The sequence below is a fragment of the Pedobacter sp. NJ-S-72 genome, assembly GCF_053890575.1.
The window spans coordinates 4,342,200-4,355,839 of sequence record NZ_CM132681.1 but is presented as its reverse complement, the minus strand read 5'-3'; the positions used below and the strand labels follow the sequence as shown (position 1 = coordinate 4,355,839).

Annotated in this window: 11 protein-coding genes and 2 pseudogenes; 3 read left to right on the top strand and 10 right to left on the bottom strand. The window is 38.7% G+C overall.

Annotation, left to right across the window (positions count from 1 at the left end; genetic code table 11):
- Positions 1-5 precede the first annotated feature (5 nt).
- The 3 genes from ACWYN3_RS28880 to ACWYN3_RS28870 all read right to left on the bottom strand — a co-directional run bounded on the left by ACWYN3_RS28880 (position 6) and on the right by ACWYN3_RS28870 (position 3,048).
- A complete protein-coding gene (locus ACWYN3_RS28880) occupies positions 6-1,028 on the bottom strand; it encodes a hypothetical protein (RefSeq protein ID WP_456217415.1) in 1,023 nt (340 codons plus the stop codon).
- A gap of 53 nt (positions 1,029-1,081) precedes the next feature.
- Positions 1,082-2,461, bottom strand: a complete 1,380-nt coding sequence (locus ACWYN3_RS28875; RefSeq protein ID WP_456217414.1) for a hypothetical protein — start codon at positions 2,459-2,461, stop codon at positions 1,082-1,084.
- Positions 2,462-2,559: 98 nt separating this feature from the next.
- A complete protein-coding gene (locus tag ACWYN3_RS28870; protein ID WP_456217413.1) occupies positions 2,560-3,048 on the bottom strand; it encodes a hypothetical protein in 489 nt (162 codons plus the stop codon).
- Positions 3,049-3,111: 63 nt separating this feature from the next.
- On the opposite strand from ACWYN3_RS28870, the gene ACWYN3_RS28865 reads away from it, so the two are divergent.
- Positions 3,112-3,240, top strand: coding sequence for a hypothetical protein (locus ACWYN3_RS28865; RefSeq protein ID WP_456217412.1), 129 nt, complete (start codon positions 3,112-3,114; stop codon positions 3,238-3,240).
- Between the two features lie 272 nt (positions 3,241-3,512).
- On the opposite strand, the gene ACWYN3_RS28860 is transcribed toward ACWYN3_RS28865, so the two are convergent.
- The 4 genes from ACWYN3_RS28860 to ACWYN3_RS28845 form a co-directional block, all read right to left on the bottom strand.
- Positions 3,513-3,704, bottom strand: coding sequence for a cold-shock protein (locus ACWYN3_RS28860; protein WP_037441187.1), 192 nt, complete (start codon positions 3,702-3,704; stop codon positions 3,513-3,515).
- A gap of 96 nt (positions 3,705-3,800) precedes the next feature.
- Positions 3,801-4,484: a hypothetical protein gene (locus ACWYN3_RS28855; RefSeq protein ID WP_456217411.1), complete on the bottom strand. Its 684-nt coding sequence runs from the start codon at positions 4,482-4,484 to the stop codon at positions 3,801-3,803.
- A 400-nt stretch (positions 4,485-4,884) separates the two neighbouring features.
- The gene (locus ACWYN3_RS28850) at positions 4,885-5,553 is read right to left on the bottom strand and encodes a zinc-dependent metalloprotease (RefSeq protein WP_456223186.1); all 669 of its coding nucleotides are present in this window, start codon (positions 5,551-5,553) and stop codon (positions 4,885-4,887) included.
- Positions 5,554-5,581: 28 nt separating this feature from the next.
- Positions 5,582-7,399, bottom strand: coding sequence for a zinc-dependent metalloprotease (locus ACWYN3_RS28845; RefSeq protein ID WP_456217410.1), 1,818 nt, complete (start codon positions 7,397-7,399; stop codon positions 5,582-5,584).
- 185 nt (positions 7,400-7,584) lie between these two features.
- On the opposite strand from ACWYN3_RS28845, the gene ACWYN3_RS28840 reads away from it, so the two are divergent.
- The gene (locus ACWYN3_RS28840; protein ID WP_456217409.1) at positions 7,585-8,892 is read left to right on the top strand and encodes a D-alanyl-D-alanine carboxypeptidase; all 1,308 of its coding nucleotides are present in this window, start codon (positions 7,585-7,587) and stop codon (positions 8,890-8,892) included.
- 271 nt (positions 8,893-9,163) lie between these two features.
- A pseudogene (locus ACWYN3_RS28835) lies at positions 9,164-10,347 on the top strand (MFS transporter).
- Here the strand turns inward: ACWYN3_RS28835 and ACWYN3_RS28830 are convergent.
- The 3 genes and pseudogenes from ACWYN3_RS28830 to porX form a co-directional block, all read right to left on the bottom strand.
- Positions 10,348-11,580, bottom strand: coding sequence for an alanine dehydrogenase (locus ACWYN3_RS28830; RefSeq protein WP_456217408.1), 1,233 nt, complete (start codon positions 11,578-11,580; stop codon positions 10,348-10,350).
- A 66-nt stretch (positions 11,581-11,646) separates the two neighbouring features.
- Positions 11,647-12,063, bottom strand: coding sequence for a tRNA (adenosine(37)-N6)-threonylcarbamoyltransferase complex ATPase subunit type 1 TsaE (tsaE, locus tag ACWYN3_RS28825; protein ID WP_456217407.1), 417 nt, complete (start codon positions 12,061-12,063; stop codon positions 11,647-11,649).
- 9 nt (positions 12,064-12,072) lie between these two features.
- A pseudogene (porX, locus tag ACWYN3_RS28820) lies at positions 12,073-13,632 on the bottom strand (T9SS response regulator signal transducer PorX).
- Between the last annotated feature and the right edge of the window lie 8 nt (positions 13,633-13,640).

The following is a 13,640-nucleotide window of genomic DNA, read 5'->3' as shown; positions in this document are numbered from 1 at the left end:
ACGATTTACGGCTGCAAATTTAGCAATTTAAAATAGTCTGCTATTTTATTTTTGTAATAGTAATTTAATGAAGGGGGTAATTTTTGAAACAGTTCCTGTTCACTGGCTTGTTTCTTTTTAAATTGCTCTAATAACTTAGGATAGGAAGGTGGAAAATCTTTTCCAGCCTTACTTTCTCTTTTGCCGTCTTCATTCTGTTCTCTTGCAGCCTTATCGGCTTCCAGTAATTTAGTCAGTACTTGTTGCTGGCGTTTAATAGTTGCCTCTTCCAGTCTTTTGTTGATCAGGTCAGTTTCAGTACTTTTCATGTCCTTGATCACCTGGTTTAAATTACCTGGTTTTCCATTTCCGTCTTTATCTCCTTCTGAATTTAGCTTCTGTAAGGCTTCTCTGATCATCTGTTGCTGTTGTGCCATTTTAGCAAAACTCTCACTCATTTCTCCTTTAGGAACACTGCCCTGTTTACCTTCTTTTTGCAATTGTTGTCTGGCCTGCTCCATACTCTTGTTCAGCTGTTGCTGCATTTGCTGTAAAGCCTGCATAGATTGCTTTCCTTTTCCCTTTCCACCAGATTTTGAATTGCGCTTGTTTTTTTCCAGCTGTTCAAGAGCCTCATTAAGCATCAAAGCCAGGTTATTTATTGAAGTCATTGTATACTGTTGATTTTTAACGGCCTCATAAGTTCTCCGTTCAGCCAGATTCTCCAGACTTTTATCCAGGTTAAAATTGATCTGCTGCATTTCTTCACCTACAGCACTTTGAATCTGCGGTACCCTTTTGCTCAGAGAAGAGAGGCTGTCTGAAATAGTTTTTAGATTGTCTTTTATTCCACGTTGTAATTGTACATTGTGAACGTAGGCCGGGTCGTTAAATGCCATTTTCTTTAAACTGAGCATCACCTTTTCCTGATCGAACGAGGTTTTGAGTAAATGCTGCAGTAATAATCTTAATTCCCCGGTCTGGAGATTACTTTCCATTTCTGCAGAAGACTGTTGCTCGTCTTTAAGCTGTTGTGCCATTTCTTCCATTTGATCAGCGGCTTTTTTTTGTTGTTCCGAAGCTTTCTGTCTTTGGTTCTGACCTAATTTTCTAAACTCTGCTGCTGCTGATTTTGAATTTCCTGTTGTTTTTTTTCTTGTGGCTTAAATGCATTGGGGCGTTCCAGAGCCTGATTTTTTGCATCAAGATCCTTCATTTCTTTTTTCAGGGAATTAAAATCCTGCTGCTGTTTCTCCTGATCCTTTTTTAGTGATTCCAGCGTGTTTTTTTTATCGGAAGTTGCCTTGCTCAATTCTTTTTGTGCCTTTGAAAGATCAGATAAACGATCAATCTTATTTTGCAGGTTCTGTTCAAATTCCAGTTGTTTATACAACTCTAAAATCCGGTCGAGCTCGTTCTTTAAGGATTTGTTGTCCATAGTCATCTTGCTCAGTTCCTGCTGTGTTTGTTCTTTGTTGTTCTGAGTAATCAGGTTTTGCAATTTTTCAAGCAGGTCTTTAGTTTTTGTATCAAGGACATTGTTAAACAGGTCATCTATTTTTTTCTGTTTTTCGGCCAATTCTTCCTTAAGTTGATCATTTTCTGCTGCATTATTAAATGTGTTTTTCTTTTTTGCCTCTTGTATTTCCTTTACTGCTTCTTCCAGTTTTTTCTGTTTCTCAAGCAGCTGGCTGATTTCTTTTTTATCCTCAAAGGAGAGCTCTTTTTTATCGAGCAATGTCTCTCCCAGTTTCTTACTTTCTTTTTCTACCTGGGCCGCCAGTTTAATTGCTGATTCCATTTTCTGTTTCAACTGTGTGCTGGCGGTATTCGTCTGTTTTTCAAGTTGCACAAGACTAGGTTCTGCATAGATCTTTACAGCTGTGCGACTTTTTTTAGGACCATTTACTGCGTCATTATCAGCTACTTCTAAATAATATTCAAGTATCTGCCCAGGTTTTATCTCTATATTTTTAAGATTCCAGAAGTAGAAAAAGGCATTTTCCTGTTGAGTGGATTTCACAGAAATACCCGTTCGTACTGTTTTCTTTGCGATCCCATTTTCTTTAAGTGTATAAACAAATTTCAATGAACTGAATCCATGATCATCGTGGATATTTCCTGTAAAATACAAAGCCGTAAGGCTTAGTGAATCAGCAGTCTCTTTAACCTCAATAGAAGGAGAAAGATCCGCAATAACTTCAATTTTATGCATAATAGAGTCCTTATGTAAAGAGAACTCATTTTTTGGGACTACCCTGTAATCCTGACTTTTTTTAAGCACGGCCTTAAAAATCGCCGAATTATTCAGCACCGGAAGATCCTGTATTTGATTACCCATTGCAAATAAAAGCTGTTTTGTATTTTCAGTTGAAATTTTCCAGGTAACAGCTGTTCCTTCGGGTAAGACTAAATCGCCTGCATTGGCAATAACCTCGTTCTTTTTCTTCAGATAAGCTGGATAATTAAGGCTCGCTTCCATTGTTAATACTGCAGGTCTTGGCTTAACGGTAAGTATATAGGATCTGGAATCAAAACCACCGGCACTAAATTGAATGACTTGTGTCTGCTGCAGGTTTTTTAGTGTATAAAGGAAAATACTGCTGTTTTCTCTAACTTAAATATATTCAGCCCCTGTTTCAAATATACCTCCTGTGGCAACGGGTCACCGTCAAGTTTTAATTTAATTTGCAAATCATCTCTTTGTGTAACTACAAGGGCTTTATTCTGTAATACGAAGTCAAAAGGAGCAATGGGCTGAATGACTTTATCATAGGCTACAAAACTCTTGGTTCCTTCCCTTAATATAGCAGGAGCAATGAGTCCGATAAGTATAATCAAGGCAAGTGGAATCAGGAAGTACCTGATCAGTTTTTTATTGTCTCCCAGGTTAATGGCCTTGCTAAAAGGAACAGGAGTCAATTCATTGATTTTCTGATCAATTCCGGCTAAAATCAGCTGATTATGGGCAGGTGACAGATCTGCTAAAGCCTTTAATTGTAAAGTGTTCAGTAGCTTATCACGGACGGGCTGAAAATGATTTCCTATAATCTCAGCGGACTCTTCCATACTAAGGGTTTTACTCAGTCTGAAATAAGCGAGCGCAGCTTAACTTAACAATACCAACGATGGTTGAAGCGAGTAAGATTAGTAAATAAGAAAAGAAAAGGATTGTTTTTATTAATGGGGCTGGGTGAAGAAAATACACCAGAACAAACAATAAAAGATAAATGGCAAACAACAGCGCAAGGGTATAAATGAGGCCGCGAAGCAGTTTATTGAGATAAAACTGCTGTTTAAATTCATTTATCTTTGAAATTAAAAGTCCGTAATTGCTATCCATCCCTGCTGCGTATAAGCGCTTTTATTTTTAAAGATAAAAAAGCCTTGTACAGAGAACGAATGTAATTGCTGTTTTTTTATCCGGCAGTCGAAGAAATAACCTTTTCAAATCAAAAGCAGATTTTAAAGGGCAAAAAAAAAGCTTCCCGATATCTCATCAGGAAGCTTGTACGAATTATGGTTATAATAATCTAGATTACTTTAACATTGATCGCATTCAAACCTTTTTTACCGCTTTCAACATCGTATTCTACTTTGTCGTTTTCACGGATTTCATCGATAAGGCCTGTTGAATGTACAAAAATTTCGCTATCGCCATTCGCTGGTACGATAAATCCAAAACCTTTAGTTACATTGAAAAATTTTACTGTTCCTTCTTGCATTGTATTATGTATTAATAATTAAGTCTGCAATGTAGTAATTATTTTTTTTTTAATATGCAAATGCTTCATTTTTTGATAAATATAATTTTGAAAGATTTATTTTGCAGTCTTTCTGCCAGTTACATCTACAGTAATTTCGCTTGCATGCGGTATGCCTAATGTGCTCCCAGGTTTAATTATAAGTAAATTTTGAAGGTATACACTGGTAATTCCGGCAAGGACTTTTTTACGGGTTTCTCTGAATTCCGGAAGGTTTGTAAAGAAATAACCCAATCGTAATTTTCCTTTTTCATCAACAAGGACATTAAATTGGTAAGCAAAATCTTTATAAGCATCAGGAATAACTAGTTTATATCGCGGATAGAGGTAGTCATAAGATTCGGATTCGGTTATGCCATTTAATTTATCGACACCGCTCAAACGCTCTACGGTAATCCGGTTATCGCGGGGGCGCAAAGAGGCAACTTGTCTGCCAGCGAAAACACTATCTCTGTTTTCGGGATATTTATTCGCCCTTGCAACCATTTCGGCAATGAAAATTGTATCGGCTTTACTTGGTCGCTGTAATTTTTCGGCGGTCGTTTTTAGTTTGTTTTTGATGTAATCGTCTGCGTAAAAGGTCATGTTCACATCCGAACGGATATCGTCTGCAATCACCTTTTTTGTGACCTGAAGACGTTGGAAAACCAGGCTGTCTTTGCTGATCAGCTTAAACCTGAACCATTCTTTGGCAAAATTAAACACATTAGCGTGGTCATGATGAAGATAGAAGCCCTGCATGATTTTTTGAGCGGGATCATAAGCCAGTACTGTATCTGCTGATTTAAACTGGATAATCCAGCTTGGTACCTGCTGAAAGCCTGCTGTATCAAACGATAAACCATTACTGAAACTCGTTTTCCGTGTACCTGATTCCTTTGACAGTAGTTACATCCAGTTTATCCGTTGATGGCGATTTTTTTTTTTTGGCTTTAGTGTTACAGGCTGTAAGAAACAGCCCGAAACTTAAAAAAATTGACAGGGAGGTGATTGCTCTCATATAACAGACAACGCTTTTTTCCTGTAAATATATCAGGCTTTCTTTGCTAATCATAATCAGGATTAATAAAACAAAAACCCGTAAGCCTCAAAAAAGAAGAGTTTCTAAGGCTTACGGGCTGTAAATAGGGACTATACTCTTTTATTTTTTAGGATAAAGAATGTCATTGATCCTGATAACCAGGTCATCGTAATGTGCTTTGGTTAAGCTGTCACCTGCCACAGACCTTGATTTGGCCAGGGTTAAAAGTGATTTTAACTCTGCTCTCACCAGTGGCCTGATATCTGACAGAGAAACATCGATCGGCGTAAAGCCATAATTAGCAAGTGCTTCAGAGCTGGCTCCAGGAGGAACATCCATTTCTTTAGTCATCAGTTGTGCCAGAGTTTCTACATAGGAGCGTTGTAAATTACGTTTAAAAGCATCTGGTCTGCCTGTCGGGAAGACACCAGTTTTCAGGTCTGTAAATAATTCAGGAAGCGTATAGGCATTTACAGTGCCATTTTTGGCTTCATTATCCAATAATCTTGCAATGCGCGATGGCGTAAGTAAGTTGCTAAGTGTACCGGTTTGCACTGCTTTTATTTTATTCAGTACTTGTCCATTATCAAACTTATTCAATTGCTCATTATTGAGCAGCCATAACGGGGTTGTAAATAGTTGTGCATTGAAAAAGGCAATAGCCTCTTTTTGTTTAGCCTTTGGCAAATACGAGTAGACTGCGCCTTTCTGGTCATAAGTCTTGAAGTTTTCACTCATTCCACCAACATTGGTTCTGACATGTCCCATATATCTGTTGTACTGCGCAATAATCTCACCATAGATTTCCTTCAGGTCACTAAAGTCTTTCTCCCTTTTGATAAGTCCATTTTTCTATATTCGGGAGGACGCGTTTCAAATTAGCAATACCATAAGTACTTGCTTTCATCGCATTGTCTCCTAAATCTTCACTTTGCGTACGGGGATCAATACTCGTTCCCTGGCGGCCATAGAAATATGCAGGATTTCCTGCTTTAGCTACTGTCCAGACATCCAGTTTTTCTCTTTCTTGTTTTGGGGTTAAATTGCCAGGAAACCAGGTATATCCCCATTTAATAGACCATTTGTCATATTCACCAATTTCGGGATGTAGTTTTGTTACGCCATCACCAGGTTGTGCAATATAATTGAAACGTGCATAATCCATAATTGAAGGTGCAGTTCCATGAGTATTGGTAAAGGTTTTAGAACGAAGAGAGTCTACTGGATAGGCATAACTTGAACCAAAATTATGTGGTAAACCAAGCGTATGACCAATCTCATGAGAAGACACAAAACGGATCAGTTCGCCCATTTGTTTATCATCAAATTTGGCTTTTCGGATCGCCGGGTTAACTGCTGCTGTTTGTATGAAATACCAATTCCTCAATATGGCCATCACATTATGATACCAGCCGATATGTGTTTCCAGAATTTGCCCTGTACGAGGATCAGAAATATGCGGACCATAAGCATTGGCAATGTTTGAAGCAAAATACCTAACTACAGAATATCTTGAATCCTCTACGCTGAATTCGGGATCCTGTGCAGTTGTAGGGGCTTCTTTTCCTATAATTGCATTTTTAAATCCTGCTTCCTGAAAGGCAGCGTTCCAGTCATTAATCCCAAGAATTAAATAGGGAACCCATTTTTTTGGAGTTGCCGGATCGATATAAATTACAATTTGCTTTACCGGTTCTACCAATTCGCCGCGCATATAAGCAGCGGTATCTTTAGGGACGAGGTTCCAGCGGTGGATATAAGATGTACGTTCTGCTTTTTGTGCATCTGTACCATAGTCAATTTGTGATTGTCCAAAAAAACCAACTCTTGAATCTGTTAATCTCGCTTTAACTGGCTTCTTTGGTAAAAGGAGCATAGAAGTATTGAATTCAAAAGTTACTGCTCCAATACTATTGTCGGTAGGGGATTCTGCCGATTTATAAGTCTTACTGGTTACGACTTCAATATTAATCGGAAAGGTTTTAATTGTATCAACATAAGAACGTCCGGCATCTAATGAACTTGCTTTGTAAGCCTTTCTTAAAGCATCTGTAGCACCAATTGCCACTACATCGCCATTATAAAAATCAGTTACATCAATCACTACACCCGTTGTATCTTTGTTATAGGCTTTAATCTCAAAACTGGCAAGAATCGTCGATAAGTTTGAATTTTTAACAGATTGATACATATCCGAAGCACTGTCTGCTCTTACTGAATAGCCCGGTACACGAATAAAGACCTGTTTGCCACGACGTTCCCATTGCCAAACCTGGTTATTTAAACTCTCTCCGGCATATTGCTGATTACCAACTGATACACACACCGGCAGGAACTCTCTGTTTAAACGGGTAACCACAAGCATTTCGCGGTTTAATAGTGTGTCAGGGATCTCGAAAAACCACTTATCTTCAACTTTGTAAGTTTTGAATAATCCATTTTTTATTCTTGCTTTAGCAGTAATCACTTCAGAAAAGGGTTTGAGTCCTTCCTTTTTTGGGGCTGGAGTAACAGGAGCGGTGGCTGCAGAAGCAGATGTCTTCTTAGATTTTTTCTGTGCGGAAATAGTTTCACTACAGAACATACCTAAAAGAAATATACCGGCAATGGCCAGTAATTTAGTCTTTGAATTCATTAGGATTAAAAAAATTTAAGGTTTGGGATGAATGGATAAAAATATTCATTGTAAAACAAAAATGATGCAACGTAATTGCAACGTTACAAACATAAACGATTGAAGGCGGATATTCTCTGAAAAAGCAATATATTCGGTCTGTATCAATGAGAAACAAAGAAATGAGATTTAAACTATCAGGGCAAATGCAGTCAGTTTTTCTTTTAGCTTTGTTGATCTTATTGTTTTTTGAGAGCTGTTCTGTGCGTCAGCAAATGACGAAAAATGTAGCCCGTTTTATAAAGGATTCCCCTATCCTGAATGATCACTTTATCGGTTTTTCCTTGTCAGATCTTGACAAAGGTGATGTGATTTATGAGAAGGATGCGGACAAATATTTTATTCCGGCTTCCAATGTGAAATTGTATACTTTTTATGCGGGACTGAAAATGTTACCTGACTCTATTCCTTCTTTACGCTACATAGAACAGGGTGATTCTCTGATTTTCTGGGGTACGGGAGATCCTTCTTTTTTGAAACGGAGGATGAAGGGCGACAATGTTTTAAATTTTTTAAGCTCAAGTTCTAAGCAGTTATTTTTTGCTCCAGGCAGATATACAGGTAATGCTTATGGTCAGGGATGGGCATGGGATGATTATAACGATGATACGCAAGCTGAAATTACCGAACTGCCATTGATGGATAACCTGGTTGCTTTCAAAAATGAAAAGGGGAAAATTAGCGTTATTCCTCAGCATTTTAACGATTGCTTTGCCAAAGACAGTTTAATGAAAGGAAAGGATTTTACAGTTATGCGAAAATCGGGAGCCAATGAGTTCAATTATCCCTCAAGAGCTGTTCCGGATGATTTTATACAGCTTGTTCCTTATAAAACGGGTACAGCAACGACATTAAGCTTGCTCAGGGATACATTACATCGCAATGTAAAGCTCATCAGTATGGTTATGCCGGTTACGGCAAAAACAATTTATAATATGAAATCCGAGGATATCTTTCGTGAAATGCTGCTTCCGAGTGATAATTTCATTGCAGAACAATTACTGCTTGTTTATGCAAATCAGTTTCAGCGGGAATTAAGCGGAACAGACGCAATTCGTTATGTTCTGAATAAATACCTGAAAGATTTGCCCCAAAGGCCTCGCTGGGTAGATGGATCAGGGGTGTCCCGAATGAATCTGTTTAGTCCGGCAGATATGGTGGTATTGCTTCGAATGATTGACAAAGAAGTGAATAACAGACAAAAACTATTCAGCATGCTGCCTGCCGGAGGCATGAGAGGAACATTAAAAAATGCATATCCAAAAACAGACCATCCCTTTGTATTTGCAAAAACAGGGACTTTTTCCAATAATTATAATCAAAGCGGTTATCTCGTAACCAAAAAAGGAAAAACGCTGGTCTTCTCCCTGATGAACAATAATTTCATGGAGCCAATCGCTGAAATCAAGGCCGAAATGGCCAGATTGATGGGCTATATTCACGAAAAATACTAAAAATAGCGGTTTACCTACGGTTCGGCGTCAAACAAGCGTTTGAAAAGGGGTTGAAAACCCTGTTGAAAGGACGTTGAGAGGGGGGTGGAAGGACGTTGGAAGGACCTTGCAATGACCCTGGTCCTTCCAACCCCCTTCCAATATCCCTTTAATACCCTTTCAATAGGCTTTTCATCCTGAACACAATACGTCTTCTGGGCTTAAAACAATCTTTATTTGATCACAAAAACTTAACAGCTGCTATGGATTTAATCTCTACTTTTGCGTGGATATGCAAAAGTCTGATCAATCGATTTATACCCTGCAATTTGGCCTGGTATGTTTAAGCTCTTTCCTCTTTTCTGCGAGTTTTAACATGTTAATACCTGAATTACCTGCTTATCTGAGTGCAATGGGTGGCGCTTCCTACAAAGGACTAATTATTGCCTTGTTTACGCTTACTGCCGGGATATCCAGACCTTTTAGTGGTAAACTGACTGATACCGTCGGGCGGGTTCCTGTGATGGCTGTAGGCTCTATCGTTTGCTTTGTTTGCGGCTTCTTATATCCTGTGCTTACAACAGTTGCCGGATTTTTATTTCTCAGACTGATTCATGGATTTTCTACCGGGTTTAAACCAACTGCTACCGCAGCTTACGTGGCAGATCTGGTTCCTGTAAACAGATGGGGAGAAGCGATGGGGATTCATGGAATTTGTTTTAGTACCGGACTTGCTATCGGACCAGCAATAGGAAGTACAATTACTGATCATTTTTCGATTAATGTGCTGTTTTACTGTTCTTCTGCTTTTGCTTTATCATCGATCGTTATCCTTGGAAATATGAAAGAAACCCTGAAAGAAAAACAACCTTTCAGCTTTTCTTTACTGAAAATTAAAAGACAGGATATTATTGAATGGAGAGTGATTCCTGCAGCCCTGATCACTTTACTGAGTTATGTGAGTTATGGGGTTATTCTGACTGTTGTAGGTGATTGGAGCAAGTATCTGGGAACAAGTAATAAAGGCTTGTTTTTTATGGTATTTACGCTCTCTTCTTTACTGATCAGATTTGTTGCAGGTAAAGCCTCAGACAAGCATGGCCGGGTTTTAATCTTAAAAATATCACTTGGTTTACTCGCAGTTTCGCTACTCTGCATAGGATTTGCTAATTCATCTTTTACCTTAATGGCAGCTTCGGCATTGTATGGTGTGGCAACAGGTATGGTATGTTATCGCCAACAGTCAATGCATGGACAATAGATCTGAGTGACCCTAAACACCGTGGAAAGGCAATGGCAACGATGTATATCGCCCTTGAAGTCGGAATTGGATTGGGTGCTTTATTGGCCGGATGGTTATTTATAGACAATATTAAAACTATACCCTATACATTTTTTATCTGTACAGGGATCACTATAGCGGCTTTGGTGTATCTTCAGTTTGTATGGAAAGCTAAACCAGCCGAAATAACTTAATTACTGATTTGCAGCTACCAGTAGCTCAATATCTTTATAAGGCAGGCCAAACCTCGCAGCCAGGTCTTTACTGGTCAGGTGGCCTTTGTAAATGTACAGCGCCTCTCTTATACCGGGTTTGTTCCATACCAGGCTCATCAGGCCCCCCATTTCACCTATGTCTACAAGGATTGGGGTAAAGATATTAGTTAATGCATATGAAGCCGTTCTGGGAACTCTGGATGCGATATTAGGTACACAATAATGGATCACATCATGTTTCCTGAAAACAGGATCTTTGTGGTTAGTCACCTCCGAGGTTTCAAAGCAACCACCCTGATCAATACTGACATCAATAACAACAGAGTCTGGTTTCATCCGGCTAACAGTTTCTTCCATGATGATACAAGGGCTTCTGCCGTTTGTAGCGCGTATAGCTCCGATAACCACATCACAGGTTGTTACTGCTTTTCCAAGGACTATAGGCTGCATTACAGAAGTAAATACACGGCTCCCTAAATTATTCTGAAGACGGCGCAAGCGATAGATGGAACTGTCAAATACTTTGACTTCTGCACCCAGGGAAAGTGCTGTTCTTGCTGCATATTCGCCTACTGTTCCTGCGCCGAGAATGACAATCTCCGTAGGCGGGACACCAGTAAACCCGCCAAGCATCAGACCTTTACCGCCGGTAACGCTGCTTAAATACTCAGCCGCAATAAAGATGGAAGTCGCTCCTACAATTTCACTCATAGCGCGTACTACGGTTAAAAATTTATTTCTTCGTTCGTCCCGCAGATTTTCAAAACATAATGCATTGATTTTTTTATTGAGCAGCGCTTTGAGATAACCTTCCTTCAGTGCACCCATTTGCAAAGCAGAAATTAGTGTCTGACCCTTGTGCATCAGTTCTATTTCTTCTAGTGTAGGCGGAGCAATTTTTACAATAATATCAGCATCATAAACATCCTTTTTATTAAAGGTAATCTGTGCGCCCTGTTCACTGTAATCGTTGTCAGAAAAATTTGCTCCTGTACCCGCACCACTTTCCAGTAATACTTTGTGCCCGTGATTGACTAAGAGTGCCACCGATAATGGCGTAAGCGCTATGCGGGTCTCCTGAAAAGAGATCTCTTTTGGAATACCAATATAAAGGCTATTGCTTTTCTGTTTAATTTCTGACAATGTCTCTTTAGGCTGTAGCAACCCTTTCTGAGCAATAGAGGCCATTTCTTCCCGTAATCCTGTAGCCATTTTGTCTATCTGATTTTTTGATTGAAAATTAAGAAAAAATAAGCTGAAATTAACAGCTCCTAAATATTAAATTTTTGTGAAGGAAAACAATCTCTGCGTTTCCGACAGTGCTGTAATTCCAACTTCAACATAGTTTTCAGGCATCAATTCCCTGATTCGCTCAGGCCATTCTATCAAGCAGATATTGCCAGAATAAAAATATTCTTCATAACCAATATCAAATACTTCATGCAGGTTTTTAATCCTGTAAAAATCGAAATGATAGATAACCTGGCCATCCGCAGCATATTCATTTACTATAGAAAATGTAGGGCTGTTTACAACATCCTCTACCCCTAATTTTTTGCAGAGTGCTTTGATAAAAGTTGTTTTTCCTGCACCCATTTCGCCCTCAAAGGCGAATATTTTTTCGTTTCCTGCAAAACCAAGCAATGCTTCTGCAGCATTGCCTAATTCTTCCGGGTGATTGATTTCAATGTTCATTTAAAGATACTATCTTGAGCTGTAAGTTGCTACAGGAATCATCATTTCCTCAAGGGAGATCCCTCCATGCTGGAACGTTTCATTATAATAGTTCACAAACTGGTTGTAGTTATTCTGATAGACAAAATAACGGTCTTCTTTAGCGAAAATATAATTTGAACTAATATTTATTTTAGGCAATTGTGCCTCATGTGGATTTTTGATCAAAAAGACTTCTTTTGCATTAAAATTCAGATTTCTGCCCTGTTTATAGCGCAGATTTGTATTCGTGTTCCTGTCACCGATCACTTTACTTGGGTGTTTTACTCTGATTGTACCGTGGTCTGTAGTGATAATTACTTTTACTTGTTTCTGTGCAAGTTTTTTAAGCAGCTCCAATAAAGGAGAATGTTCAAACCACGAAAGTGTTAATGAGCGGTAAGCTGCATCATCATTTGCCAATTCTCTGATCATAGCCATATCAGTACGGGCATGAGAAAGCATATCTACAAAGTTATAGACGATTGCATTGAACTCATTTTGCATCAGGTTGTTCATCTGCTCGTTAAGTTAAGGCTTTTCCATCATCGTAAGTAAGAATTTTGTGATAGCTGAACTTACAGTCTTTACGTACACTGCGTTTAATCTGATCAGCAAGGAAAGCTTCTTCATGCATGTTTTTTCCACCCTCTTCATCATCATTCTGCCAAAGTGACGGAAAACGTTTTTCCATTTCAAGTGGCATCAAACCAGAAAAAATAGAGTTTCTGGCATATTGTGTCGCTGTAGGCAGGATACTTGTATAAATATCTTCTTCATCTAATCTGAAGTGCTCTGTAATCAGCGGGTTGATAATCTTCCACTGGTCATATCTCAGGTTGTCAATCAGGATAAAAAAGACAGGTGTAGTTGAGTTTATATGTGGAAATGCTTTCTTTTTAAGCAGTTCATTGGACAATAAAGGTGTTTTGCCTCTCTTGTTTACCCAGTCAATATAGTTGTCTTCAATAAATTTAGAAAACTGTGTATTCGCCTCAGACTTCTGCATAGTTAAAATCTCATGCATCTGAGGATCTCATCCAGTTTTTCCAGTTCCAGTTCCCAGAAAATAAGTTTTTTATAGACCTCAGTCCATTCTTCATAACTCAGTTTATCATTCAGGGTCATCCCTAAACGTCTGAAATCCTGCTGATAAGCCATCGAAGTTTTCGCGCTGATCAGTCTTTTATTATCTATAATCTTCTTGATTGTCAGTAGTACCTGCTTAGGATTTACGGGCTTTATCAGATAATCGTCAATTTTTGACCCGATTGCATCCTCCATCAGATTTTCCTCTTCACTTTTGGTAATCAGGACAACCGGAATGTCACTTTTTATATTTTTAATGGCAGAAAGAGTTTCCAGTCCACTCATGCCAGGCATGTTTTCATCCAGGAATACCAGGTCGAAATGCTCCTTGCCAAAAGCCTCCAATGCATCGTTTCCATTCGTAAATGTAGTCACGTGGTACCCTTTTTCGTTTAATAGTAATATATGTGGTTTTAATAAGTTTATCTCATCATCGGCCCATAGAATCCTGGTTTCCTGCATTATTGTAT

What these genes read in the sequence shown, in the direction of transcription:
- ACWYN3_RS28860 (WP_037441187.1), bottom strand. Translation starts at nt 3,704, where the DNA reads ATGCAAGAAGGAACAGTAAAATTTTTCAATGTAACTAAAGGTTTTGGA.
- ACWYN3_RS28875 (WP_456217414.1), bottom strand. Translation starts at nt 2,461, where the DNA reads ATGGAAGCGAGCCTTAATTATCCAGCTTATCTGAAGAAAAAGAACGAG.
- tsaE (WP_456217407.1), bottom strand. Translation starts at nt 12,063, where the DNA reads ATGAACATTGAAATCAATCACCCGGAAGAATTAGGCAATGCTGCAGAA.
- ACWYN3_RS28845 (WP_456217410.1), bottom strand. Translation starts at nt 7,399, where the DNA reads ATGAATTCAAAGACTAAATTACTGGCCATTGCCGGTATATTTCTTTTA.
- ACWYN3_RS28830 (WP_456217408.1), bottom strand. Translation starts at nt 11,580, where the DNA reads ATGGCTACAGGATTACGGGAAGAAATGGCCTCTATTGCTCAGAAAGGG.
- ACWYN3_RS28840 (WP_456217409.1), top strand. Translation starts at nt 7,585, where the DNA reads ATGCAGTCAGTTTTTCTTTTAGCTTTGTTGATCTTATTGTTTTTTGAG.
- ACWYN3_RS28880 (WP_456217415.1), bottom strand. Translation starts at nt 1,028, where the DNA reads ATGGAAGAAATGGCACAACAGCTTAAAGACGAGCAACAGTCTTCTGCA.
- ACWYN3_RS28870 (WP_456217413.1), bottom strand. Translation starts at nt 3,048, where the DNA reads ATGGAAGAGTCCGCTGAGATTATAGGAAATCATTTTCAGCCCGTCCGT.
- ACWYN3_RS28855 (WP_456217411.1), bottom strand. Translation starts at nt 4,484, where the DNA reads ATGCAGGGCTTCTATCTTCATCATGACCACGCTAATGTGTTTAATTTT.